The sequence below is a fragment of the Halorientalis sp. LT38 genome (assembly GCF_037031225.1).
GTDB classification, from domain to species: domain Archaea; phylum Halobacteriota; class Halobacteria; order Halobacteriales; family Haloarculaceae; genus Halorientalis; species Halorientalis halophila.
The window spans coordinates 437,392-461,775 of sequence record NZ_JAYEZN010000001.1 but is presented as its reverse complement, the minus strand read 5'-3'; the positions used below and the strand labels follow the sequence as shown (position 1 = coordinate 461,775).

21 protein-coding genes are annotated in these 24,384 nt (G+C 67.0%); 15 read left to right on the top strand and 6 right to left on the bottom strand.

Going from position 1 to position 24,384, the window contains the following annotated elements; translation table 11 throughout:
• Window positions 1-331: 331 nt before the first annotated feature.
• Window positions 332-2,095 carry an L-lactate permease gene (locus U5918_RS02480; RefSeq protein WP_335999225.1) on the top strand — a complete coding sequence of 588 codons (1,764 nt, stop codon included), beginning with the start codon at window positions 332-334 and terminating at the stop codon, window positions 2,093-2,095.
• A 147-nt stretch (window positions 2,096-2,242) separates the two neighbouring features.
• Here the strand turns inward: U5918_RS02480 and sod are convergent, their stop codons facing one another.
• The 3 genes from sod to U5918_RS02465 form a co-directional block, all read right to left on the bottom strand.
• Window positions 2,243-2,848 (bottom strand): superoxide dismutase, encoded by a 606-nt coding sequence (sod, locus tag U5918_RS02475; RefSeq protein WP_335999224.1) that lies wholly within the window; start codon window positions 2,846-2,848, stop codon window positions 2,243-2,245.
• A 155-nt stretch (window positions 2,849-3,003) separates the two neighbouring features.
• A complete protein-coding gene (locus tag U5918_RS02470; protein WP_335999223.1) occupies window positions 3,004-4,428 on the bottom strand; it encodes a cryptochrome/photolyase family protein in 1,425 nt (474 codons plus the stop codon).
• A gap of 65 nt (window positions 4,429-4,493) precedes the next feature.
• Window positions 4,494-5,102, bottom strand: coding sequence for a hypothetical protein (locus tag U5918_RS02465; protein WP_335999222.1), 609 nt, complete (start codon window positions 5,100-5,102; stop codon window positions 4,494-4,496).
• Window positions 5,103-5,284: 182 nt separating this feature from the next.
• On the opposite strand from U5918_RS02465, the gene U5918_RS02460 reads away from it, so the two are divergent.
• From U5918_RS02460 to U5918_RS02425, 8 genes are all read left to right on the top strand, one after another.
• On the top strand, window positions 5,285-6,049 hold the full coding sequence (locus U5918_RS02460; RefSeq protein ID WP_335999221.1) for an SDR family NAD(P)-dependent oxidoreductase: 765 nt from the start codon (window positions 5,285-5,287) through the stop codon (window positions 6,047-6,049).
• A 130-nt stretch (window positions 6,050-6,179) separates the two neighbouring features.
• The gene (locus tag U5918_RS02455) at window positions 6,180-6,974 is read left to right on the top strand and encodes an enoyl-CoA hydratase-related protein (RefSeq protein WP_335999220.1); all 795 of its coding nucleotides are present in this window, start codon (window positions 6,180-6,182) and stop codon (window positions 6,972-6,974) included.
• 226 nt (window positions 6,975-7,200) lie between these two features.
• Entirely contained in the window at window positions 7,201-8,595 is a 1,395-nt protein-coding gene (locus tag U5918_RS02450; RefSeq protein WP_335999219.1) for an ABC transporter substrate-binding protein, read from the top strand.
• Window positions 8,596-8,618: 23 nt separating this feature from the next.
• Window positions 8,619-9,482: a branched-chain amino acid ABC transporter permease gene (locus tag U5918_RS02445; protein WP_335999218.1), complete on the top strand. Its 864-nt coding sequence runs from the start codon at window positions 8,619-8,621 to the stop codon at window positions 9,480-9,482.
• A gap of 64 nt (window positions 9,483-9,546) precedes the next feature.
• Window positions 9,547-10,665: a branched-chain amino acid ABC transporter permease gene (locus tag U5918_RS02440; RefSeq protein WP_335999217.1), complete on the top strand. Its 1,119-nt coding sequence runs from the start codon at window positions 9,547-9,549 to the stop codon at window positions 10,663-10,665.
• Entirely contained in the window at window positions 10,655-11,461 is an 807-nt protein-coding gene (locus U5918_RS02435) for an ABC transporter ATP-binding protein (protein ID WP_335999216.1), read from the top strand. Before U5918_RS02440 ends, U5918_RS02435 begins: the two co-directional genes overlap by 11 nt.
• Entirely contained in the window at window positions 11,458-12,201 is a 744-nt protein-coding gene (locus tag U5918_RS02430; protein ID WP_335999215.1) for an ABC transporter ATP-binding protein, read from the top strand. The genes U5918_RS02435 and U5918_RS02430 overlap by 4 nt, the downstream gene beginning before the upstream one ends.
• A 131-nt stretch (window positions 12,202-12,332) precedes the next feature.
• On the top strand, window positions 12,333-13,892 hold the full coding sequence (locus U5918_RS02425; protein WP_335999214.1) for a long-chain-fatty-acid--CoA ligase: 1,560 nt from the start codon (window positions 12,333-12,335) through the stop codon (window positions 13,890-13,892).
• Window positions 13,893-13,915: 23 nt separating this feature from the next.
• On the opposite strand, the gene U5918_RS02420 is transcribed toward U5918_RS02425, so the two are convergent.
• Together U5918_RS02420 and U5918_RS02415 are read right to left on the bottom strand one after the other, a co-directional pair.
• Entirely contained in the window at window positions 13,916-14,194 is a 279-nt protein-coding gene (locus U5918_RS02420; protein WP_335999213.1) for a DUF7553 family protein, read from the bottom strand.
• Entirely contained in the window at window positions 14,191-14,340 is a 150-nt protein-coding gene (locus U5918_RS02415; RefSeq protein WP_335999212.1) for a DUF7560 family zinc ribbon protein, read from the bottom strand. Before U5918_RS02415 ends, U5918_RS02420 begins: the two co-directional genes overlap by 4 nt.
• 205 nt (window positions 14,341-14,545) lie before the next feature.
• On the opposite strand from U5918_RS02415, the gene U5918_RS02410 reads away from it, so the two are divergent.
• Window positions 14,546-15,844, top strand: coding sequence for a P-loop NTPase (locus U5918_RS02410; protein WP_335999210.1), 1,299 nt, complete (start codon window positions 14,546-14,548; stop codon window positions 15,842-15,844).
• A 19-nt stretch (window positions 15,845-15,863) separates the two neighbouring features.
• On the opposite strand, the gene U5918_RS02405 is transcribed toward U5918_RS02410, so the two are convergent.
• Window positions 15,864-16,499, bottom strand: coding sequence for a helix-turn-helix domain-containing protein (locus U5918_RS02405; protein WP_335999208.1), 636 nt, complete (start codon window positions 16,497-16,499; stop codon window positions 15,864-15,866).
• Window positions 16,500-17,130: 631 nt separating this feature from the next.
• Here U5918_RS02405 and U5918_RS02400 point away from each other — a divergent pair.
• The 5 genes from U5918_RS02400 to U5918_RS02380 all read left to right on the top strand — a co-directional run bounded on the left by U5918_RS02400 (window position 17,131) and on the right by U5918_RS02380 (window position 24,375).
• Window positions 17,131-20,295 carry a molybdopterin-containing oxidoreductase family protein gene (locus U5918_RS02400; RefSeq protein ID WP_335999207.1) on the top strand — a complete coding sequence of 1,055 codons (3,165 nt, stop codon included), beginning with the start codon at window positions 17,131-17,133 and terminating at the stop codon, window positions 20,293-20,295.
• Between the two features lie 97 nt (window positions 20,296-20,392).
• Window positions 20,393-21,565, top strand: coding sequence for a 4Fe-4S dicluster domain-containing protein (locus U5918_RS02395; RefSeq protein ID WP_335999205.1), 1,173 nt, complete (start codon window positions 20,393-20,395; stop codon window positions 21,563-21,565).
• A gap of 10 nt (window positions 21,566-21,575) precedes the next feature.
• Window positions 21,576-22,301: a TorD/DmsD family molecular chaperone gene (locus U5918_RS02390; protein WP_335999203.1), complete on the top strand. Its 726-nt coding sequence runs from the start codon at window positions 21,576-21,578 to the stop codon at window positions 22,299-22,301.
• Entirely contained in the window at window positions 22,298-23,392 is a 1,095-nt protein-coding gene (locus U5918_RS02385; RefSeq protein WP_335999201.1) for an ethylbenzene dehydrogenase-related protein, read from the top strand. Before U5918_RS02390 ends, U5918_RS02385 begins: the two co-directional genes overlap by 4 nt.
• Complete coding sequence (locus U5918_RS02380; RefSeq protein ID WP_335999199.1) at window positions 23,389-24,375, top strand: HEAT repeat domain-containing protein; 987 nt, start codon at window positions 23,389-23,391, stop codon at window positions 24,373-24,375. Before U5918_RS02385 ends, U5918_RS02380 begins: the two co-directional genes overlap by 4 nt.
• Window positions 24,376-24,384 lie beyond the last annotated feature (9 nt).

Here is a 24,384-nt window from a genome sequence, read left to right as displayed (position 1 = left end):
TATTGTCTGCAAAGATCAGTTTTTCAAGATCAATAATCTGAACTGTCGCGTCGCCTCCGGCTGAGACCGAACCGCATCGCTCAGCCCGGCCGCACCGGGCAACCGTGTAAGAAAATAAATAGTATGGCTGGTGACAAACCTTCGCCGTGATTTCGACAGCCGCCGATGGGGCCGCATTCCCGCCGAAACCGTCGGTTCGTTGAATCGTATATAATATGATCACCATACTTTATATTCGATAGGTTTCATGGGTTTGGTGGGCTATGGGACTGTCACACCTACACACGGGTTTCGGGACGGACGAACCGCCGAGACGACGAGGTGGTAGCGCATGGTAACCACCGTAGAGACGCTGATCGCGGCACTTCCGCTGGTGATCGCCGGCGTGTTGCTGGTCGGGTTCCTCTGGCCGGCGACGCGAGCGATGCCGATCGCCTGGATATCAGCGTTGATCGTCGGCTTCTTCGTCTGGAACATGCCGCCGGACTGGCTGGCGGCGGCGTCGATCGTCGGCGCCATGACTGCGATCGAGATCCTCTGGATCGTCTTCGGCGCGCTCTTGCTCCTGTACACGCTGATGGAGGCGGGCGCGTTCGAACGCATCAACCGGGGGTTCGCGACGGTGAGCGACGACCGCCGCGTCCAGATCGTCCTGATCGGCTTCTTCCTCGCGACGTTCATCGAGGGTGCGGCCGGGTTCGGGACGCCCGCGGCCGTCGTCGCACCGCTGATGCTCGGCCTCGGCTTCCCGGCCCTGGCCGCGGTCGTGGCCGCCATCATCGGGCACATCATCGCCGTCACCTACGGCGCGGTCGGGACGCCGATCGTCGTCGGGATCCGGGACCCGCTCTCCTCCGCGGGCTTCGGCGAGGCCATCGGGGCCGGCGGCTACACGGTGACCGAGTACTCCAACCAGGTCGCGGCGTGGGCGGCGACCTACCACTCCCTGGTCGGCTTCGTGATGCCGCTGTTCGCCGTCGGGATGGTCGTCTACTTCTTCGGCGGTGAGGACCGCTCGCTGAAACCGGCCTGGGAAGTCGCGCCCCTCTGTCTGTTCGCGGGGATCGCCTTCGCAGTGCCCTACTGGCTCTCGGCCTGGTTCATCACCGCCGAGTTCCCGAGTCTCATCGGTTCGATGGTCGGCGGCGCGATCACCGTCACCGCCCTCCGCATGGGCTACCTGGTCCCGGATTCGGAGTGGGACTTCCCGCCACGCGAGGAGTGGCCCGACCACTGGGTCGGGACCATCGAACCCGGGCAGCGCGGCGTCTCCGGCAACTCGGCCGTCACCGACGGCGGCAGGAGCGCCCGATCCGAGATGTCGCTGCTGAAAGCGTGGTCGCCGTACGTCCTGCTCGTCGTACTGCTGGTCGTCACGCGCGCGATCCCGCAGATCAGTAGCGCGATCTCGAACCCGGCCTTCGGCGTGGATCTGGGCAACGTGACCCTGGGCATCGTCGTCGGCTGGCAGGAGATCCTCGGCACGTCGCTCGGCAACACCATCGGCTGGGTGAGTGTGCCCGGCTTCTGGCTGATGATCAGCGCCATCCTCGCCATCCCCATCTTCGGGATGTCCGGGAATCAGGTCAAGGCCGCTTGGGCCGAGACCTTCCGGAAGATCGTCGCGCCCTTTATCGCACTGGTCTTCGTCATCGCGATGGTGCAGGTCATGCTCAACTCCGGGCTCTCACCCGGCGCACCCGAGGCGGGGAGCATGATCGTCGTGCTCGCGACGGCCACGGCCGACCTGCTCGGCCCGGCCTACCCGTTCGTCGCGTCGCTCATCGGCGCGCTCGGTGCCGCGATGGCTGGCTCGAACACCGTCTCGAACATCACCTTCAGCGGCTTCCAGTTCGAGGCCGCTCAGCAACTGGGCCTCCCGACCCAGATCATCGTCGGCGCACAGGCCGTCGGTGGCGCCATCGGGAACCTCGTGGCCGTCCACAACGTCGTCGCCGCCGTGGCGACGGTCGGCCTCGTCGGCCAGGAGGGCCGGGTGATGCGGCTGAACCTCATCCCGTTGGCCTACTACGCGTTCATGGTCGGCATCCTGACCATGCTGTTCAGCTACGTTCTCTTCCCGGGTCTGTTCTGACCTCGCACTCGGGAACCGCTTTTTCGGGCTCGATCCGATACAGTGGCGACGCACGGCGTGGTCGTCGCCGTCCCTCCTTTACACGGCAGCGCGGCCGCTCGGGGGCGCGACGGTCGGTGAAAAAACGAGTCGGTTTCGACTACGGCGCTACTGCGAGATGGCCTTCTCGTACTGCTGTGCGACGTTGTCCCAGTCGACGACGTCGAAGAAGCCGTCGATGAAGCTGCCGCGGTCGGGACCGTAGTCGTAGTAGTAGGAGTGCTCCCAGACGTCCAGCGCCAGGATCGGATGGCTCCCCCAGAGCGCACCCTGGTCGTGCTTGTCGACGACGAGGTTGCGCAACTGGTCGGCGACCGGGTCGTAGACCAGCAGGGCCCAGCCACCGGCGGCGCCGGCAGCGGCCTCGAACTCGCCCTTCCAGCCCTCGTAGGAGCCGAAGTCTTCTTCGATTCGGTCGGCGAGGTCGCCGGACGGCTCGCCGCCGCCGTTTTCGTCCATGTTCTCCCAGAACAGCGTGTGGAGATAGTGGCCACAGCCGTTGTGGGTGACGTTGCGGATGGCACCGCCGGAGCTGCCGAAGTCACCGCTCTCGCGGTTCTCGGCGAGGGTCTCCTCGGCGCTCTCGAGGCCGTTCACGTAGCCCTGGTGGTGGGTGTCGTGATGCCATTCGAGCACCTGCTCGCTGATCGAGGGCTCGAGCGCGTCGTAGTCGTACGGTAGCGGTGGCAGTTCGGGGTTAGATCTCTCGGGCATAGTAATCTCCTCCAGTTCGGTAGTCGGCTGGGCTCCTGTTAAAGGTTTAGAAGGCGGTGGGTATCGTGCAAGAACCCGAGTTTTCGTAACCGTTTGTGGCTAGGTGGCGCCGTCCTCGTCGCACAGAGTTGCGCAGCGGCTGACGCCCCGAGTGGCTAGGCGTCGCCGCGCGCTCGCTCGAACATCTCGATGGCCCGTTCGCGTCGCTCGCCGTGGTCGACGATGGGGTCGGGGTACGCCGGGGCCGCTCGCTCGCGCTCGGCGGGCGAGAGGTCCGGCCAGTCGTGGATCACGGCTGGGTCGACGTCCCGGAGTTCGGGGACGTAATGCTGGATGTACTCGGCCTCTGGATCGTAGCGTTCCCCCTGCGTCGTCGGGTTGAAGATCCGGAAGTACGGCTGGGCGTCGGTCCCCGTGGAGGCCGCCCACTGCCAGCCGCCGTTGTCGTTTCCCGTGTCGTGGTCGACCAGTTTCTCCCGGAACCAGGCGTACCCCTCGCGCCAGTCGAGCAGGAGGTCCTTCGTCAGGAAGGCGGCGACGAGCATCCGGACGCGATTGTGCATGTACGCCTCTTCCCGGAGCTGGCGCATCCCGGCGTCGACGATGGGATACCCCGTCTCGCCGTCCTTCCAGGCCTGCAGGGCCTCCGGATCGTCACGCCACTCGATCGGTCGCTCGTAGGATTTGTAGTTCTCGGTCACCGCCCCGGGATTGTAGAACAGCACCTGCGTGTAGAACTCCCGCCAGGCCAGTTGATCCTGGAACTCCCGGACCGATTCGGCCTCCGGGCTCCCGTCCTGGACGGCGAACTTCGCCGCCTCTGTCTCCTCGTAGACCTCCCGGATCCCGATGGTGCCCCACTTGAGGTGGGCAGAGAGCCGGGACGTACACTCGTCGGCGGGGTAGTCCCGACGCTCGCCGTAGCGGTAGACGTCCTCGTCGCAGAACTCCGTGAGGCGGTCCCGCGCGGCTTCCGGACTCGCTGGCGGCACGTCGGCCTCCGGCGGGTCGAACCCCAGATCCGCCAGCGACGGGAGCGGTTCGTCGTCGCGGAATTCGACCAGTTCCGCTGCCTGCGGGGCCTCGTAGGGCTCGGACTTCGGCCGATCGTGCCACTTCTTCGAGAAGTAGGTGAACACCTTGTAGGGGTCCCCGTCGTTGGTCGTGATCGACCCGGGTTCGTGGAACACGGCGTCGTGAACGGACTGCCGGGCGACGCCGTCGTCGGCGAGGGCCCGCCGGACTGCGGCGTCCCGTTCGGCCGACAGCCCGGAGTAGTCGGCGTTCCAGATCACGCCGTCGGCGTCGAACTCGTCGGCCAGGGCCGGAATCACCTCCCGGGGATCACCGTGGCGGACGAGCAGGTCGCTCCCGCGCTCGCGGTACCACGTCCTGAGAGAGGACAGGGCGTCGAGCATGAACGCGACCCGCGGCGGTCCGGCGTGGGTCAGCACGTCGGGATCGAAGACGAACACCGGGCGAACGCCGCCGGTCTCGTCCTCGGCAGCGGCCGCGGCGGCGGCGCGGAGCCCGCGATTGTCGGCCCCGCGCAGGTCCCGCCGGTGCCAGTGGATGCGCATAGGTCCGCAAGGACGGCCGGCCTCGAAAAGGCCCCGCCAAACCAGTGAGGCAACGGCGTGCGTGGTTACTCGGTGGCCGTGTCGGTGGACGTCTCTGTCTGGACTTCGTCATCCGCCGTCCCGGTGGGTTCGGTCGTCGCGGTCCCGTCGGGCTCCGCCGTGGGTGCGGGGGTCTGTCCGTCGGTCTGCTCGGCCCGGCTCTGCAGGGACTCGAACTCGCTTTCGGCTCGGATCGACCCGACTTCCTCGAGTTCGAGCGTGTCGAGCACGGCGTCGGCGTCGCCCGAGACGAGGAGCACCCCGAACGCGGGCAGGGAGTCCTCGACGGTGACGTCCTCGCCTTCGATCTTCGATTCGAAGGAGTCGATGACCTGGCCGTACTGCTCGGCCGCCAGGTCCTGGAGTTCGCTCTGTGCTTCCGCCCGACTCAGTTCCCCGCTCTGGATCTGTGACTGGAGCTGGCGCTGTTGCTGCTGGAGCTGAAGTTGTGCCTCCTGGCCGAGTTGCACCTGCAGCGTCACGGTGTTGCTGCCGGACGTCGAGCCGTCGTCCGTCGTGTCCTCGCCGTCCGTCGGCGTCCCGTCCGACTCGAGGGCGTTACAGCCGGCGACCGAGAGGGCCGCTGCCGCGCCGGCGAGCTGGATGAACCGTCGGCGGTTCGTGTTCGAGGGCATCGCGTCGTACGTCCCCTATCACGTGAATAAGCGTTGTTCTTCGAGTATGTGCTCGAATCGTGATACGAGTCGGTTTCGGACGACTGGGCCGCGGCGCTTTGCCGAGACGGGCTTCGAGGGCCGTCCACGCCGCGGGATTCGTGACGCAAACGCTTATTCGGCCGGTGTGGCAACGCCAGGGTATGCAGGACGAATTCGACCTCTCTGGGCGCGTCGCGGTCGTCACTGGCGGGAGCCGCGGCATCGGACGGGCGATCGCCGAGGGCCTGGCCGGGGCCGGTGCGGCGGTGGTCCCGGCCTCTCGGACGGCTGCTGACGTCGAAGCCGTCGCCGAGACCATCAGGGAGGCCGGCGGCGAAGCGCATCCGGCGACGGTCGACGTGACCGACACCGACAGCGTGTCGGCGCTGATCGACGAGGCCGTCGAGGCCTTCGGCGGCGTCGACGTGGTCGTCAACAACGCGGGCGTCAACTCCGAGGCCGCGCTTGGACGGCCCGAGGACGTGGCGGTCGAGGAGGGCTTCGACTTCACGGTGGACGTGAACCTCCGGGGCGCCTTCGCGTGCGCGCAGGCGAGCGCGCCACATCTCTCCGATGGCGGGAGTCTGATCAACGTCGCCAGCGTCGGCGGGCTGGTGGGCCTGCCGCGACAGCACCCCTACGTCGCCTCGAAGCACGGGCTGGTCGGGCTGACCAAGAGCATGGCCATCGACTGGGCTCCCGACGTCCGGGTGAACGCCATCGCACCCGGCTACGTCGCGACCGACCTCACCGAGGAAGCCATGGAGAACGAGGGACTCCGCCAGTCGCTACTGGACCGGACCCCGCTCTCCCGGTTCGCCGAACCCGAGGAGATCGCCGGCCCGGCCGTGTTCCTCGCCAGCGACGCCGCCTCCTACGTCACCGGGTCGGTGCTCTCCGTCGACGGCGGCTGGACGAGCCGTTGACGAGAACCGCTCGCTGCGCCCCGGTTCGGCCCCGCTCGCGAATTACATTGTAAATCTCAACGGCCATTCGAAAAGCAGTGGTAGCGGATGGGGAATATTTTTGAACGGGTGGCCCGACGTGTGTCGTAGCATGGCGGACGAATCAGTCCTTCTATCGGTCGACGACGGCATCGCCACGATAACCCTCAACGAACCGGACTCCCGGAACGCGCTGACGAGTCCCATCAAGGACGGGATCGTCGACGCGCTCGACGAGATCGAGGGCGACGAGTCGGTCCGCTGCGTCGTCCTCGAGGGGGCGGGCGGTGCGTTCTGCGCCGGCGGTGACATCAACTCGATGCTCGAGGGGCTCCAGGGCGAGGTCGCGCCCCACGAGAAAGTGCAGAGTATCAACCGGACCTCGACGGCGCTGCAACGCGTCCACGAGTTCGAACTGCCGGTGATCGCGAAGATCGACGGCGCCGCCTTCGGCGCCGGCGCGAACCTGGCGATCGCCTGCGACGTCCAGATCGCGAGCGAGCGGAGTCGGATCAGCTTCGGGTTCCGCCAGGTCGGTCTCGCGGTCGACACCGGGACCTCCTACTTCCTCCCCCGGATCGTCGGCCAGAACAAGGCCCAGGAACTCGTCCTGACCGGTGAGATGCTCGACGCCGAGGACGCCCACGACGAGGGCCTGTTCACGCAGGTCTACCCCGACGACGAGTTCGAGGAGCGGGCCACCGAGTACGTCGACCGGATCGCCACCGGCCCGACCGTCGCGCTGAAGACCTCGAAACGGCTCATCCGCCAGGGGCTCAACAGCGACCTCGACCAGGCGATGGCCAACGAGGCCGCCGGGCAGGCGCAGGTGTTCGAGACCCACGACCACGAGGAGGGCGCGACGGCGTTCATGGAGAGCCGCGAACCGGAGTTCGAGGGACGGTAACACCTACCACAATCCAGCCGGCGGTAGTGGTGGCCGGTTCGGGTCGAGGGTGGTCTGTCGCGCGACGCGCGCTGGCCCGATAGTTTCGGGCCGACCCCCCCAATTTTGGGGGTACTTCAAGTGCCGTTGATACGTCGCTTTTTAAACCCTATCCCGCCCGATAATCGATTTCGATAGAACGCCATGAACATTTATTAACCTCGGTTACAACGTGCAGACAGACACCATGGTTAACGATGGTAACAGGGACTGGTCGTCTAGTAGCAACGGAAATAAGAACGGGAAGTCGGAAAACGTTGGAAATAAACGGCGGTTCGGCCGTCGTCCATTTATCAAGGCAGCGGGGATCGGTGCGGCCGCGACGGGCCTGGCCGGCTGTCTCGGCGGTGGCGGTGAGGAGGCGGCGGTTCCGCTCGCGGACCGCGACGAGATCAGGATCGGCGTCCTCGCACCGCACCCCTCGGAGGACCCGATCGGCGGCTCGATCGCGAACGGAGCGAAACTGGCGGCCAAGCAGATCAACGACGACGGCGGTCTCGACGGGACCGAACTCAACGTCATGGTCAAAGACACGGCCGAGGACCCCCAGACCGGCCGCGAACGCTACGGGGAGTTCATCAGGGAGGAAGACGTCGACCTGACCACGGGCGTGTTCACGAGCGAGGTCCTGCTAGCCATCCTCGAGGACATCGCGGAGGCACAGACGCCGCACATGACCGCCGGGGCGGCGACCCCCGACGCCAGTGCGCAGGTCAACGAGAACTACGAGCAGTACAAGTACCACTTCCGGACCGGCCCGATCAACGCCCACCACCTGGGCGTGAACCTGGTCGACTTCATGGACGCGAAGGCCAGCGACCTGGGCTGGGAAACGGTCGCCGTGCTGGTCGAGGACTTCACCTGGACCGAGCCGGTCTCGGCGGTCCTGAACGAGCGGCTCGAAGACACCGGCGTAGACGTCGTCATGAACCGGCGGTACTCCTCCGGGACGAGCGACTTCAACCCGGTCTACAACGACGTGGAGGACTCCGGCGCGGACGCCGCGTTCGTCGCGATGGCCCACACCGGGTCGGCTGCGATCACCCAGTGGGCCCAGCAGCAGCGGCCCTTCGAGTTCGGCGGAATCCACGTCCCGATGCAGCTCCCCGCCTACTACGACCTGGTCAAGGGGGCCAGCGCGTACGGCGTGACCCAGAACTCCGCGACGCCCCAGTCCGAGGTGACGACGCCCGACGAGGTCGACCGGGGCGACGCGACCGTCCCGTTCGCGGAGAACTTCATGGCTGAGTACGACAGCTATCCGGTCTACACCGGTTACATCGCCTACGACGCGGTGAACCAGTTCGCGACCGTCGTCGAGGAGCAGGGCGACCTCGGCGCGGACCCGGTCGTCACCGGCCTCGAAGAGAGTTCCTACACCGGCACCGCCGGAACGATCGAGTACTACGGACAGGACAGCGACTACACGCACGACGTCGTCTACGCCGAGGACAAGGTCTGGCCGGTCTTCATGCAGTGGCAGCCCGAGGACCCGCAGAACCCGCAGGCAGGCGGGACGCAGGAGGTCATCTTCCCCGATAATCTGGCGACCGCCGACTACCAGACGCCGCCCTGGATCTGAGCGCGGAGACTTTCTTTCAAACTATGATAGAGACGATCCTACAGTACGTCATTCAGTCGACGATACGGAGTGGACTGTACGCACTGGTCGCCATCGGCTTCACCCTCATCTTCGGAGTCGGTGGCGTACTGAACCTCGCACACGGAGCCAGCATCGTCCTCGGTGCTTACGGGGCCTACTTCGCCGCGACGCAGGGCCTGGGCATTCCCGGTGCCGTCGCCGCGGCGGTCGTAATCCCCGCAGTGTTCGGCGCGGTGATGTACCTGACCATCATCAGGCGGTTCGAGCACGAACCGATCATGGTGATGATTCTGACGCTGGTTGTGTCGGTGGCCATCGAGCAAGTGGTGCTCAAGACCTTCGGCGCACAACCCGTCGCAGTCCCGCAGTTCTTCTCCGGGAACTTCTCGCTGGGCGCGACCAACGTCCAGGCGAACCAAGCGGCGATTTTCGTCCTCTCGTGGGCGCTCATCATCACCCTGTTCCTGTTCATCAATTACACGAAGCAGGGCAAGGCCATCCTGGCGACGAGCATGTCCGCCAAGGGGGCGTCGCTGATGGGCATCAAGAGCAGCCGGATCAACCTCACGACCTGGATCATCGCCGGGGCGCTCGCGGGCGTCGCGGGGATGGCGCTCGGGTCACAGCTGACGGCGAACTACCACCTCGGGCGGAACCCGCTGGTGCTATCGTTCTCGATCGTCGTCCTCGGCGGGATCGGGTCCATCCGGGGCAGCGTCCTCGGGGCCTACCTGATCGGCTTCCTCGAGGTCGGTGTGGTCGAGTTCGTCAGCTCCGACCTGACCGGGATCGCCCCGCTGGTCGTGCTCGTGCTCGTCCTGCTCGTGAAGCCCGAAGGCCTCTACGGCCGGGAGCTCGCGGAGTGATATCATGAGTGACAAAAACACCAGTCGACGACGGCAGATTCTCGGGCGACTCGACCCGCGTACGATGTCCAACCGGCACCGGGCCGGACTGGTCGGACTCGTCCTGCTCGCCGGGCTCCCGGCGGTGCTCGAACCGACGATGGCGCTGACCTTCGCGGGCGCGTACTTCTTCGGCGTCTACGCGATGAGCTGGGACGTCGTCTCCGGGTACACCGGGCAGATCAGCTTCGGTCACGGCCTCTTCTTCGGCGTCGGCGGCTACACGTCGGCGCTGTTGAACGCCGGGTACGGGCTCGATCCCGTGCTGTCGATCCCGGTCGGCGTCCTGCTGGCCGCCGTGGCCGGAATCATCATCGGCGTCCCGGCGCTGCGGCTCCGGGGGCCGTACCTCTCGCTCGTGACCCTCGTGGCGCCCCTGATCCTCGTCCAGCTGTTCATCTACAGGAGCGACATCTTCAACGGGGAACAGGGCATCTCGCCGGCGAAAGTGGACGCGTTGCTCGGTCTGTCCACGTTCGGCGACGAGTACATGTTCTACTACATCGCCCTCGCGCTGTTCGTGTTCGTCCTCGCGCTGCTGTGGACGATCACGCGCTCGGACGCGGGCGCGGTGTTCACGGCGATCCGCGAGGACGAGGACACCGTCTCGGCGTCGGGCCTCAACCCGGCGAAGTTCAAGATCATGGCGTTCGTGCTGAGCGCGGCCGTCGGTGGCCTCGCCGGCGCGATGATCGTCCACACGCCGAGCGGGAACGCCAGTCCGTCGACGCTGCTCGCGATCACCGTCAACGTCGAAGTCATCATCGCCGCCATCCTCGGCGGCATGGGGACCATCGTGGGCGCGGCCATCGGCGGCGTCCTGTTGATCCTGCTGCAGAACCAGTTGCTCAACGTCGACCTGGTCGTGCCGCTGCTCGACACGCCAATCTCCGAGATGGACTTCCTCGTCTTCGCGATCATCACGCTGATCCTGCTGTTCGCGTTCCCGGGCGGTCTCATCCGCTGGGCCTTCGGGCTCACGGGGATGTTCAAGGAACGCGTCTTCGGCGGCGAGGGCGGCGGTCCGGAGGTCGCCACCGACGGCGGGGCGGAGAGCGAGGCGAACACGCCGCTCGAGCAGGTCTACGAGAACTACACGGACGATCTCCGGGCCATGTTCGGAGGTGACGACGATGAGCGCTGAGACAGGCCAACACGCGGACGACGGCGCGGTACCGGACGATCGAACGGACCTGGGTCCCGACGACGGGATCCTCGTGCTCGACCACATCGTGAAGAAGTTCGGCGGCCTCACCGCCGTCGACGACCTCTCCTTCGCCGTGGAGGAGCAGGAGATCCTCGGGTTCATCGGCCCGAACGGCGCCGGGAAGTCCACGACGTTCAACTGCGTCACCGGCCGCTTCCCGCCGACCTCGGGCACGGTCTACTACAAGGGAGAGGACGTCACCGGCAGCGCCTCGCACGTCATGGTCGAGAAGGGGCTGGCTCGCACCTTCCAGGAGTTCCGACCCCTGGAGGATCGGACGGTTCTCCAGAACGTCTCGCTGGCGCTGACGCCGAACAAGATGTTCTCCATGCAGGGACTGAGTGGCGAGACCAAGCGAAAGGCGGCCCGGATCTGCGAGCGCGTCGGCCTCGGCGACCGGAAGGACATGCTCCCGGACGAGTTGCCCCACGCGGGGTTGCTCCGGCTGGAACTCGGGCGCGCGCTGGCGACCGATCCCGAGCTCCTGCTGGTCGACGAACCGTTCGCGGGCCTCTCCGGCCCCGAAGTCGAGAGCGTCTCGGACCTCCTGCTCGAACTCCGCGACGAGGGGCTGACGCTCGTCGTGGTCGACCACAACATGCGGGGGCTCCTCTCGCTGATCGACCGCGCCATCGTCATCCAGTTCGGATCGATGATCGCCGCGGGCGAACCCGAGGCCATCAAGGAGAATCCGAAAGTCCAGGAGGCGTATCTCGGAGGTGGTGACCTGTGAGTTCCGAAGCTACCGTGTCTGACACGACCGAGACCTCGGGCGAGGACGTCCTCTCGATCTCCGGACTGAACGTCTCCTACGGCAAGGTCCAGGCCCTCCGGAGCGTCGATCTGACGGTCGGCGAGGGCGAGATCGTCTCCGTCATCGGCCCGAACGGTGCCGGGAAGTCGACGCTCGCGAACACGGTCACCGGGTTCATCGACTACGACGGGACCGTCGAGTACCGCGGCCAGTCCGTCGCGAACCGGACCCCCGAGTCGCTGGTCGAAGACGGCCTGATCCACTGCACCGAGTCGCGCGACCTCTTCGGGTTCATGTCCGTCGAGGACAATCTCGACCTGGGCACGTACGTCCGGGGCGACTACGACGAGCGACTGGCGTTCGTCTACGATCTGTTCCCGACCCTCGAGGAACGCAAAGACCAGCACGCCCAGACGATGAGCGGCGGGGAGCAGCAGATGCTCGCGATCGGGCGGGCGCTGATGAGCGACCCGGACGTGCTCGTGCTGGACGAACCGACGCTGGGACTCGCACCGGTGATCCTCGAAGACATCAGCGAGGGCATCGACCGCATCCAGGAGGAGGGCGTGACGATCCTGCTCTGTGAGCAGAACGTCACCTTCGCGATGAACCACGCCGACCGCATTCACCTGCTGGAAAACGGCGAGATCGTCCGCGAGGGCTCGCCCGACGAACTCCGGGACGACGACTACATCCGCGAGTCGTACCTGGGCGGGTAACGGACCCACTGCTTCCGCTGTTAGCTCTTTCGGACTTCCTCGAACCGATGTAAGCGACCGGCCGACGTTCCGGAAACGTTGGTCGAACAGAAGACAACTATTTTACTTCCGTCAGTCGTTGCTTGTGAGTGATGACGAACCTCGTCACAGACGTGGCCGAGACGGTCGCAGCGTACCCGGAGCAACCTGCCATCTCCTTCCGGGAAACGGAGGTCCCCTACGAGGCGTTCTGGCACCGCACCGGCCAGCTCGCGGCGGCGCTCGCCGACGCCGGCGTCGAACCGGGCGACCGCGTGGGGGTCTACCTGCCCAACCTCCCGCAGTTCGTGACCTCCTACTACGGCGTCCTCCGGGCCGGCGGGGCCGTCGTACCGATGAACCCCCAGTACAAGGCACGCGAGATCAGTCACATGCTGGAAGACAGCGAGGCCACCGCCGTGATCGCGCTCGCGGACCTCGTTCCCTTCGTCCGCGAAGTGCAGGACGACACCGACGTCGAGCAGATCGTCAGCGTCGGCGGTGACGCCGACGGCGCGACCGAATTCGACGCCTTCCTCGCCGACGAGCCGATGGAGACCGTCGAGCGCGCCGACGACGACGTGGCCGCCCAGCCCTACACCAGTGGCACCACCGGTACGCCGAAGGGCGTGCTCCTGACCCACAGGAACCTCGGGTGGATGAGCCGCCACGCCGACGACATCATGGAAGAGAAGATGGGACCCGAAGACAAACTGCTCGGCGTCCTGCCGCTGTTCCACATCTACGGCATGACCGTCGTGATGAACGCCGGGCTCTACAACGGGTCGACGTACTACCCGCTGCCGGAGTGGGACGCCCAGGAGGCGCTTTCGCTCATCGAGGACGAGCGGCTGACGATCATGCACGGCGTCCCGGCGATGTACAACGACGTCATCAACCAGCCCAACGCCGGCGACTACGACCTCTCGAGCCTCCGCTTCGTCAACTCCGGCGGCAGTAGCTGCCCGATCGAGGTCATCGACCGCTTCGAGGAGATCTACGGCGTCCCGCTCAACGAGGGGTACGGCCTCACCGAGACCAGCCCCATCACCCACGCCAACCGGCCGGGCGCACGCCGGAAGGGCTCGATCGGCCAGCCCATCCCCGGCGTCGACGCGAAGATCGTGAACGGGGACTTCGAGGAGATGCCCCGCGTCGAGTCGGGGCCCATCGAGGAGGACGAGTACGACCTGGACGAGATCGTCGGCGAGGTCGTCGTCTCCGGCCCCAACGTGATGAAGGGGTACCACGGTCGCCCCGGGGCCAACGAGGAGGCCTTCACCGAGGTCGACGGGAAGACCTGGTTCCACACCGAGGACCTCGGCTATTGGGACGAGGAGAACTTCTTCTACGTCATCGACCGCGAGAAACACATGATCGTCACCGGCGGGTACAACGTCTACCCGCGCGAGATCGAGGAGTTGCTCTTCGAGCACGAGGCCGTCGCCGACGCCGCCGTCGTCGGGATCCCGGACGAACGCCGGGGCGAGACGGTGAAGGCCTTCGTCGTTCCCAAACCCGACGCCGACGTGACGCCCGAGGAGATCAAGCAGTACTGCCTCGAGTACCTGGCCGAGTACAAACACCCCCGCGAAGTCGAGTTCGTCGAGGAACTACCCCGGACGACCACGGGCAAGGTCCAGAAGTTCGAACTGCGCGGCGACGCGAACTGAACGGCCACACGGCGAGTGCCCGCTCAGACCACGGTCTTTTCCTTCTCGCGACAGGCGCAGACGTGTTCGACGGCCCGCGTGACGAGCCGCTTCCGCCGCCCGTGGACCCGCTCGCGGAGAACGGTGAGCCGGTACTGGAGTCGCTCCAGCCGGCCCTGGTCGGGCGGTCGCTCCTTCTCCGCCGCCAGATACCACAGTCGCTCGGCCAGTCGGTCAAGTTCACCCTCCATGCCGGTCTCGGGCGGCGTCTCGATGGCGTCGAGCAGCGCCCGGTTGGCCGCCCGGAGGTGATCGCGTGTCACGCCTGTTTCGCCGCCTCGACGACGGCTTCCCGCGTCACCTGATCGCCGCACGCGACGCACCCGTCGGCGATGAGCAGTTCGAGGGCGCCGTCGTCGACGACGAACCGCTCGCCACAGTGTGGACACTCGAACTCGAAGTCGGTCATCACACCGGGGTTGGGTGACTGGCCGGCTAAAACGACGACCACAATACTTCGGGACTGGTTACCCCGGGCACCCGGCCACACCGTCACCGTCGACCGTTCGTCGATCCCCGGCCGGACTTCAAAGCCCGCGATCCTTTGGGCGGGAAGCTACCGGCACGGGCCGCCGACAGGGACGTAGACGCGACTTCGCGTCGGAGACACCAGCATGTCCACGACGAACGAACTGGAATCGGCCGTCGAGTCGGCGTTACAGCAGGTCCGGAATCCGTCGCTCGGGGCCGACGTGTACGAGGTCGGACTGGTCCACGACGTCACCGTCGAGTCGGGCGGGGTGACGGTCGAACTGGATACGACGGCGGTCGACCCCTCGATGGGACAGGGGGTCGCCGACGCCGTCGTCAGCGCCGTCGGCGGCATCGACGGCGTCGACGAGGTCCGAGTCGAGCGAGTGACGCCGGAGCCCCACACCCACCACCACGGCCACGAGGGCGGATTAGAACACGGCGAAGCCGGTGCGGACGGTGATACCGAGGCCTTCGCCGACGTGGACCTCGTGATTGCGGTGGCCAGCGCGAAAGGTGGCGTCGGGAAGTCGACAGTTGCGGTCCAGTTGGCCTGCGCACTGGCGGCCGATCGGGACGTGGGGCTCTTCGACGCCGACCTCTACGGGCCGAACGTCCCGACCCTGCTGGACGTGGACGGTCCAGTCAGGGCCGACGAGGACGACCGCCCGATGCCCGTAGAGCGGGACGGACTGGAGGTGATGAGCACCGGCCTGATGAACGACAGCCAGCCGCTGGCCTGGCGCGGGTCGGTGGCCCACGACGCCCTGACCGACCTGGCCGAGAACACGGCCTGGAGCGACCGGGACGTGCTGGTCCTCGATCTGCCGCCGGGGACGGGCGACGTGGTGCTCTCGGTGCTCCAGGAGACGCCCGTCGACGGCGTCCTGTTCGTGACGACCCCCTTCCAGGCGAGCGTGGCCGACACCCGCCGGAGCGTCGAACTGTTCGCCGACGAGGGCGTCCCCGTCCTCGGGACGGTCCTGAACATGGCCAGCCACACCTGTCCGGAGTGCGGCGACGAACACCCGCTGTTCGACGGGGCGACCGTCGCGGACCTCGACGCGCCGGTCCTGGCCGAACTCCCCTTTACCGACGACGCGCAGACGACCGCGACGCCCGGAGATGCGCCGGCCCCGTTCGCTGCCCTGGCCGACAGCGTTCGGGATCGTCTGGACGACGTCGGACGGATGACGGTGCCCGACGACGCGGTCGACCTCCGCGGCCTCGCGCCCGAGGAACGCTACGACGCCGTCGAGGAAGGGTTCGCGTCGGTCGATCCAGGTGAGCCGTTCTACCTCCTGAGCGACCGCGATCCCACGCCGGTCCGGGAGTTCCTCGGCGAACTGGCGGCGGTCGAAGATCCCGAACTCGCCTTCCAGCCGTTCGAGGTCGAGAAACAGGGGCCCGAGACGTGGGCGCTGCGGACGGTGCGACCCTGAGCCGGCTCGTCGGATTCGATCAGTCGGTTTCGACGACCGCGTCCAGCACTTTCGACTGGGCGATGGCGAGGTGTTCGGTGAACGTCGACAGCGAGACGTCGAGGGTATCGGCCACGTCGCTGGCGTTCGACTCGCGCGGGTGTTCGAAATAGCCCATCTCGTAGGCCGTCTCCAGTACCTCCCGCTGGCGGTCGGTCAGCCGGTTCCGGTCGACGAGGACGAGATTCTGCTCTTCGACCTCGCCGGACTGGCTGAGGTGTTTCAGCCGGACGCCGCCGTACCGCTCGCGGAGGTCGGCCACGATCTCGCGGACCCGGTCGACGTCGGGCGCGTAGAAACGCAGGTGGAGCCGGCCGTCCTCGGCGCGGACCTCTTCGAGGGGGCAGCCCTCGAGTTCGACCATCTCGCAGGCGCAGGCCTCGTCCCAGTCGCGTTCGAACCGGTAGCGGGTCCGGCCATCGGTCTCGAAGACGGGCTCGACGCCGTCCCGATCGAGATCGGCGTCGGCGGTGAACTCCTCGGTCACGGGGCCGTCGGTCGCGGCGTTCCAGGTCACCGACTCGACGGCGGTGCCGGTCGCCGTCGATGCCTCTCCAGCCGGACAGCCCGCCGGGGCGTCGATCGCCATCGAGATCTGGAGCCCGGGGTCGCTCATGGGGGTACTAGGGTCGCCCACAGTATCGTGGTGTCCCCGGACACGTTCGGGTCGGCCCGACGGCGCGGGTCGTCACGGCGAGCGATCGACCGGCGGCGACTCGCAAAAAACCCCACGGAGTTTTGGTCACACACTCTTCCTCGGACGGACCCTTCGTCGAAACGCAACCGAGACAGACGCGGTTTCGGTTGCCGGGCAGTTCGGTCGGTTCGGGCCGCGCGAACGGACCACGTACGACGCGGCGTCGGCCACACCGGACGGGGGCACCGACCGTCCGTCACCGTGGCCGGAACGTGCTGGTGTCTCTCACCCCGCGCCGGGCCGATCCCCGACGCGGGGACCCCACGGATCGGACGTCCGAACTCATCCGCTCCGTGACTATTTCACACTCAAGGGTCGGCCTTGAGTAAGATATCTGGTATATAATAGAGAGAAGGCGTCGCTATCCGTCCAATTTTTAAGCTCACCTAAACTACCATTTGTGGAGGCACTTAAAACCAGTCCCGAACGTTTTCCCGTTCGTTCCAGTCGTCTGAGAACAGTCTCGCCACGTCAAGTGGAGACGCGCGTATCCTCCGATGTATGCCAGTAGCGAATCGTGAACGGACGGTCGGGGAAGCGGAGGTGAGCAATGTCGCTCTCGCGGCGTGAGTTCCTCGCGGCGGCGGGGACCGGCACCGTGGGGGCGCTCGTGGGCGACGCCTGGTCGGCGACCCAGACCGTCGAACCGGTGACCGACGTGGACAACCCGCTCAGGTCCTACCCGAACCGTGACTGGGAGCAGGTGTACCACGACATCTACCAGTACGACAGCGTGGACTGGACGGTCTGTCACCCCAACTGCACGCAGTCGTGTGCGCTGAACTTCTACATGAAAAACGGGGTGCCGATCCGGGCCGAACAGATCTACCACGAGGAGGAGGGCAGCCCGGGTCCTGGTGGACCGGGCGGCTACGAGAACGCGGACGTGAGCCGCCACTGGAACCCCCGCGGCTGCATGAAGGGGCTGACCCTCCACCGGCGGACGTTCGAGCCGAGCCGGATCAAGTACCCGATGGTCCGGAAGGGCTGGGACCCCGAGGACCCGAATCCCGAGGGTCGCGGCGAGGACGAGTTCGAGCGCGTCTCCTGGGACGAGGCGATCGACCTGATCGCCGAGAAGATGGCGAACCTGGAGGACAACAAGCGCTTCCACGTCTTCAACGCGATCAAGTCCGACGGGCTGATCACCCGTCACGGGTCGGCGCGCCGGCTGGCCTCTATCTTCGGCGGCTGTGAGTGGACGGAGTACGACTGGTACGCCGACCTGCCGCCGGGCCACGTCATCACGACGGGCTACCAGACCAGCGACGCCGACGCGTCGGCCTGGCGGAAGGCCGACTTCACGATCATGCAGGGGAAGAACCTGATCCACAACAAACTCGCGGACAACCACTGGCTGCAGGAGACCCGCGAGCGCGGCGGCGAGATGGTGGGGGTCTACCCCGACTACTCGCCGACGGTCCAGAAGTGCGACCGCTGGCTCCCCATCCGGCCCGGGAGCGACCCCGCCTTCGCGCTGGGCATCGCGAACGTCATCATCACCGAAAAGCTGTACGACGAGGAGTTCATGCGGCAGTTCACGACGCTGCCGCTCCTGATCCGCCAGGACGACGGCAAGTACCTGCGCGCACACGAGGTGTTCGAAGACCACGCGCCGCCGGCCGAGACCCTCGACGAGCAACACGAGACCAACGACTGGGGTGACTTCGTCGCGCTCTCCCAGAACGGCGACCTCGTCCCGATCACGCGGGAGGAAGTCGGCGAGGAGACCCCGGCGACGCCACAGCTGGAGGTCGACACCGAGATCACCCTCGCCGAGGGCGGCGCGGTCCCGGTCCACACCGACTTCGTCCGACAGAAGGAGAACATCCTGGCGAACTACGATCCCGAGACGGTCGAGGAGATCACGACGATTCCCGCCGACGGCATCCGGCAGACCGCCCGGGACCTGGCGGCCGCGGAGAAAGCCCAGTGGTTCACCGGCGAGGGGATCAACCACTGGTTCCACAGCAACGACTCGCTCCAGCGGACGATCTTCTTCGTCCAGTCGATGCTGGGCAACATCGGCGAACCCGGCGCCGGCTACTACAACTACTCCGGCCAGTACAAGATCGAACTGCTGGACGGCTACCCGTCCTACGTCAACCCGGACGGGCACGCGGCCCACGGGATGTATCCGGGGTACGCCTTCGCCTTCTTCGGCGGCGAGCAACTGGATCCCCACCAGATTCGCGGGGACTTCGACGGCGACCTCGATCTCGTTCCGCAGGGCGACGCCGACGAGCCGGTGATGCCGGAGAACGCCGACTCCTACACCATGTCCCGGCCGGCGGTCCTGTGGACGATGAACTGCAACCTGCTGAACCAGACCAAACACCAGCAACACGTCGTCGAGAACTTCGTCAAACATCCGGACACGGGCAACGAACTGTTCGTCGTCTCGGACATGCACATGACGTACTCGGCCCGCCACGCCGACATCGTCCTCCCCGTCCACTCCTGGCTGGAGTGTGAGTACCCCGACATCACCGTCGGGCCGGAGAACCCCTTCCTGCACATGGACCACGGGATCATGGACCCCATCTACGACACCAAGCAGGACGGGGAGATCGTCGCGCTGGTCGCGGAGAAACTCGACGAGAAGCTCCCGCCAGAAGAGCGCAACGTCGACTCCTACCGGTCGTACTTCGACAAGTTCCTCGACGACGACGAGGACGTCCGCGAGTACATCCAGCAGACCCTCGACGCGGGCATGACCACCCGGGACATCGACGTCGAGGACATCGAGGACGGCCCGGAACGGCTCCAGCTGAAGACCTATCCCCGGATTCCCTTCTGGTCGCAGATCAACGAGGACCGGCCGTTCTACACCAAGACCGGCCGGATGGAGTTCCACAAGGAGGAGGACCGCTTCCTCGAACTCGGTCGGGCCGACCTGGACCACATCGAGAGCCCCGAAGGCACGCCCTACGGGCGAAACGAGAAGTGGGAGACGGCCAAGGATCAGGAGAATCCGATCTACCACGACCAGGAGTACCAGTTCTACTACAACACGCCCCATCCCAAGTACCGGACCCACTCCTCGTGGGGGATGACCGACTGGAACCTGATCTGGTCGGCCAGGGACTTCGGGTCGACCAGCGCCGATCCGGGCGGGACCGAACGCCTGGTCGAGGACTTCTCGTTTCCGGAGGGCGAGGGCGAGACCAACGACACGCCGCCGCTCGGCGAGGCGTTCGTCGAGATCCACCCCGAGGACGCCGCGGACATCGACGTGGAGACCGGCGACTACGTGCGCATCAGCGGGCTCCGGGGCGACCTGGTCGTCCGCGCGATGGTGAGCGAACGGATGCGCCCGCGGTCGGCGGGCGACATGGGTCAACTCACCATCTGGCACGGCTGGTGGCCCCAGCACTTCCCGGACGACGAGGCGAACCCCGACAGCGAGAAGGGGTACAACGTCACCACGAACATCTGGCTCGACCCGGCCCAGGAGACCGACGACCTCGTCCACAAGGCGGTGTTCGGCGACCCCAACATCTCCGAGCACGTCGAGGACGACATCGTCTGGAAGGGGGCCGAACTGGAACACGGCTACGAGGAGACCGTCTGGGCGCCGACCGGCACGAACCGCGACGACCTCGTCGAGGTCGAGAAGTACGAGGAGGCCGACTGGCGCCCGGGCGACGCGCGCAAAGACGATCTGATGCAGGACTACATCGGCGGCTCACTCCAAGGGGGTGAGCGCCGATGACGGATTACATCGGTGTCCGGCTGAGCAGCGCGAAGCCGGGCTCGGTAGTCGAGCGAAGCGAGTCTACCGGTGGCTCACTGCAGGGAGGCGATAGCTAATGCCGGACGTCTACAACCCCCAGCTCGGCCGCGAGCACTCCTATCCCTACGAACACCGGGAGGAGGACCGCGACTGGCACTGGGGCATGGTCATCAACACGAACCGCTGTATCAACTGCAACACCTGCTCCTTCGCCTGCAAGTCCACCTGGACCTCGGGGAAGGGTCAGGAGTACATGTGGTGGATGAACGTCGAGACGGAGCCCTACGGCGGCTATCCGATGGGCTGGGACATGCGCCTGCTGGACGACCTCGAGGCGGGCCAGACCATCTTCGAGGCCGCCGACCGCGACGAGGAGGTCGCGGGCTACATCGCCCAGAAGGAAGACTGGGAGTACCCGGCGCTGGGCGACGACTCCGTCCACGGCGAGTACCCGGAGAACGACGTCGTCGAGAGCGACGTCGAGCAAGGCGAGTACCACGACATCTGGCAGTTCTACCTGCCCCGCCTCTGCAACCACTGCAAGAACCCGGCCTGTCTCGCGGCCTGTCCGCGCCAGGCGGTCTACAAGCGCGACGACGGCGTCGTCCTGATCGACCAGGAGCGCTGTCGTGGCTACCGCCGCTGCGTCAAGGCCTGTCCGTACCACAAGCCCATGTTCAACGCGGAGACGGGCGTCACGGAGAAACCCATCGGCTGTTACCCGAGGATCGAGGACGGCAACGTCCCCCGCTGTGTCTCCTCGTGTATCGGGAAGACCCGGCTCCACGGCAACATCAACCGCGGCCCGGACGCCCCGTCACCGGGCGGGGACGCGCCGGGCGGACGTAGTCCGATCAACTACCTCGTCAAGTCCGACGAGAAGATCGCGCTGCCGCTCTATCCCCAGTTCGGGACGCAGCCGCAGGTGTTCTACATGCCGCCCTATCACGTCCCGCCGGAATTCCTGACGCAGATGTTCACGCCCAACACCGAGGAGAAGCGCAACGACTGGCCGGGCAGCACCTACCGCGAGAGCATCGAGATCGTTCAGCAGCGGGTCCGGAACCCGAGCCACGAGGTGCTGGGCATCCTTCAGTTGTTCGGCGCGACGACCCGGCTCATCGAGACCTACACCGTCAAGGAAACGCACGTGAAGGGGTACGACCCCAGCGGCGAGAAGGTGGTCGACATCCCCATCGAGGAGTCCCTCGAGATCCGCGAGGGCGAACAGTGGACCAACCAGCCATAGGGTGACCAGAATGACAGACGACACCTTTCCCGACGACGGACCCGAACCGGACCGCCACGCGGCCCGGAGCGCACTCTACGGCGCGCTAGCGGCCGTCTTCGTCTATCCGGACGAGGAGACGGTGGCGGACCTGACGGCCGCCGACGCCGCCGAGGGCGTGCTGGAAGCCGCCGAGACGCTCGGCTGTCGCGACGAGGCGTCCCAGTTCCTCGACGCGCTCGCAGGAACGGACGTGGCCGACCTCGAATCGAGTTACAACGACCTGTTCGGCATCCCGGGCGGCGACGGCTCCTACGCCGTCGTCCCCTACGAGGCCGAGTACACGGTCGGCGACGACGTGAGTCTGGCCCAGCGCCGGATCGCGACGGTCGCCGGCCTGCTCGACGCGTTCGACCTGGAGCGCTCGCCCGACTTCGCCGAGCGCCACGACCACCTCGCGCTGGAACTGGAGCTGATGCAACTGCTCTCTGCCCAGCGCGCCGCGTCGCTGGCGGCCGACGCCGATGACAGGGCGGGCGACCTCGAACGGATCGAGGCCACCCTGCTGGAGCACCACCTCGGCGACTTCCTGCCGTCGCTGGCCCACGACCTCCGCGAGACGACCGAGGACGAGGTCTACCTGGCGGCCGCCGATCTCGGTGAGAAACTCGTCACCGCGGACCTCGCCGCGCATCCGCCGAGCGACGTGGCCGTGGACGGCGAACTCACCGCCCCACCGGGGGTGAGCGCGCGATGAGCGGCTCGCGTCGAGACCGGTTGCGGGCGATCCTGACCGGGCCCGCTCGCGTCGCCGACCGACTGGACGACTACCCACCTGCAGTCGCCGCGCTGGGCGTGGCGGTGACGGTCGGCGTGCTCGCGGTCGGACTCGTCGTCGCCGCACAGGCCGGGATCGCGATGGCGTTTACGGGCGGTGCCCAGCCCGTCGCGCAGGTCGACAGCGTCCCGACGAGCGTCGACGCGGCCGCCTGGCAGGACGCGCCGGGTCGGACGGTCTCGCTGAGCGAACAGAACATGGCCGTCCCCTTCGGCGGCGGGAGCGTCGACGAGGTCGAGGTGAAAGCGACGACCAACGACACCCACGTCGGCTTCCGGCTGACCTGGGAGGACCCGACCCGGGACCTCGGACTGGACCGCCCGGAGAACTACAGCGACGCCGCGGCGGTCATGCTCCGGACCGGCGAGCAACCGCCGGTGACGATGGGCGGCACCGGCACACCGGTGAACATCTGGTACTGGCGGGCCAGCTGGCAGTACTCCAACCACACCGCCGACGGGGCGGGGGACATGTACAGCTACCCGCACCCCGACAACCGCACCCGGCCGGGAACCGCCGCCGGCAACATCCTCTCCCGTGAGGATTACGAGGAGTACGGCCAGAACTACTACGCCCGCGGGTTCGGCTCGCTGAGCGACGCCCAGCGCCAGAACGTCTACGCGAACGGCCAGCGGACCGCCGACGGCTGGCAGGTGGTCTTCCTCCGCGAGCGGACCACCGACGGGCAGTACGACGCCGCGTTCAACGGCTCGGCGCCGGTCTATCTGGCGTGGGGGGTCTGGAACGGCAGCGCCGACGAGGTCAACGGGAAGAAGTCCATCTCGCTGCAGTTCACGAAGCTCTCGGCGGACGGGTCGCAACTCGTCGCCGCGAACCAGGGCCCCGGCGACGGGGGCGCGACGGAGACCGCGGGCCCCAACCAGACGACGAGCAGCGGCAGCGGTGCGGGGCTGCTCGGCGGCCACGCCGGGAGCTACCTGGCGATGCTGGTGGTCGCCACCGTGCTCGCGTGGCTCTACAGCTACCGGAAGCTCGGAGGTGACGGATGACCGACTTCGCGATGGAGAGCGCCCGCGGTCGGGCGCCCGAGGAGGACGCCGATCCACTCACCGAAACGCGAATCCGCGACCGGCTCTCGGTCGACGATCCGCGAACCCGCCGGGACGCGGTCCTCGCGCTGGTCGATCGCGCGTCGGAAGCGGGACTCGCCCCCGAGACGCGAGAGCGGTTGGTCGAAGTCGCGCGCGGTGACGACGATCCGGACGTGCGCCAGTTCGCCGTCGAGGCGCTGGGTGCGGCCGGCGGCTCGGCGTCGGCGGTCGTGACCGCGCTGGACGACGCGGACGAGTGGGTCCGCGCTGAAGCGGTCGTCGCGCTCTCGCGTGTCGACGGGGACGTCGCCGGGCCGCTACGCGCGGCCGTCGAGGACGACAGCGGCTGGGTTCGGCGCAACGCGGTGATCGCCCTGGGCAAGCGCGAGGCCGCCTCCTGGGACCTGCTGGTCGACCGGCTGAAGAACGACCCCCACTCACCGAGTCGGGAGTACGCGGCGACGTTCCTGCCGGACTACGTCGACGAGGCGGGCGAGGACCTGGAAGGGGGCGACGCGGAGGGAGCCGGCGACGTCGCCGAGGCTGTGCGGTTGCTGGCCGCCGTGCTCGCCCGCGATCCGGACGCCTTCGTCCGTGCGAAAGCCGCCGTTTCCCTCGGCGACCTCGGCACCGGACGGGCCCGTGAGGCGCTCGAGGAACAGGGGCTGGGCGATCGCTCCGACGACGTCCAGCGGGCCGCGAAGCGCGCGCTGGCCCGCGCTCGTGGCGAAGATCCGGAGGAGGTCGACGTCTCGGACTGCGGCCCCGACGTGCCTGGCGGGGAACTCGCACCCAGCGGCGCGGGGTCCCACCCGGACGCGCCTGGCGGCGGTCGGGGCAATCATCAACCGAGCGGTCCCGGCCCCTCGCCCTCGCGCGAAGGGTTCGGGGGTTCGAAGAGGCCCCGCCCCGGCGACGGACCGGGCGGTCCCGGCTACTGATCGATTCCA

Coding starts and splice junctions, on each gene's coding strand:
- U5918_RS02480 (WP_335999225.1), top strand. CDS start 332: ATGGTAACCACCGTAGAGACGCTGATCGCGGCACTTCCGCTGGTGATC.
- sod (WP_335999224.1), bottom strand. CDS start 2,848: ATGCCCGAGAGATCTAACCCCGAACTGCCACCGCTACCGTACGACTAC.
- U5918_RS02470 (WP_335999223.1), bottom strand. CDS start 4,428: ATGCGCATCCACTGGCACCGGCGGGACCTGCGCGGGGCCGACAATCGC.
- U5918_RS02465 (WP_335999222.1), bottom strand. CDS start 5,102: ATGCCCTCGAACACGAACCGCCGACGGTTCATCCAGCTCGCCGGCGCG.
- U5918_RS02460 (WP_335999221.1), top strand. CDS start 5,285: ATGCAGGACGAATTCGACCTCTCTGGGCGCGTCGCGGTCGTCACTGGC.
- U5918_RS02455 (WP_335999220.1), top strand. CDS start 6,180: ATGGCGGACGAATCAGTCCTTCTATCGGTCGACGACGGCATCGCCACG.
- U5918_RS02450 (WP_335999219.1), top strand. CDS start 7,201: ATGGTTAACGATGGTAACAGGGACTGGTCGTCTAGTAGCAACGGAAAT.
- U5918_RS02445 (WP_335999218.1), top strand. CDS start 8,619: ATGATAGAGACGATCCTACAGTACGTCATTCAGTCGACGATACGGAGT.
- U5918_RS02440 (WP_335999217.1), top strand. CDS start 9,547: ATGTCCAACCGGCACCGGGCCGGACTGGTCGGACTCGTCCTGCTCGCC.
- U5918_RS02435 (WP_335999216.1), top strand. CDS start 10,655: ATGAGCGCTGAGACAGGCCAACACGCGGACGACGGCGCGGTACCGGAC.
- U5918_RS02425 (WP_335999214.1), top strand. CDS start 12,333: ATGACGAACCTCGTCACAGACGTGGCCGAGACGGTCGCAGCGTACCCG.
- U5918_RS02415 (WP_335999212.1), bottom strand. CDS start 14,340: ATGACCGACTTCGAGTTCGAGTGTCCACACTGTGGCGAGCGGTTCGTC.
- U5918_RS02410 (WP_335999210.1), top strand. CDS start 14,546: ATGTCCACGACGAACGAACTGGAATCGGCCGTCGAGTCGGCGTTACAG.
- U5918_RS02405 (WP_335999208.1), bottom strand. CDS start 16,499: ATGAGCGACCCCGGGCTCCAGATCTCGATGGCGATCGACGCCCCGGCG.
- U5918_RS02400 (WP_335999207.1), top strand. CDS start 17,131: ATGTCGCTCTCGCGGCGTGAGTTCCTCGCGGCGGCGGGGACCGGCACC.
- U5918_RS02395 (WP_335999205.1), top strand. CDS start 20,393: ATGCCGGACGTCTACAACCCCCAGCTCGGCCGCGAGCACTCCTATCCC.
- U5918_RS02390 (WP_335999203.1), top strand. CDS start 21,576: ATGACAGACGACACCTTTCCCGACGACGGACCCGAACCGGACCGCCAC.
- U5918_RS02385 (WP_335999201.1), top strand. CDS start 22,298: ATGAGCGGCTCGCGTCGAGACCGGTTGCGGGCGATCCTGACCGGGCCC.
- U5918_RS02380 (WP_335999199.1), top strand. CDS start 23,389: ATGACCGACTTCGCGATGGAGAGCGCCCGCGGTCGGGCGCCCGAGGAG.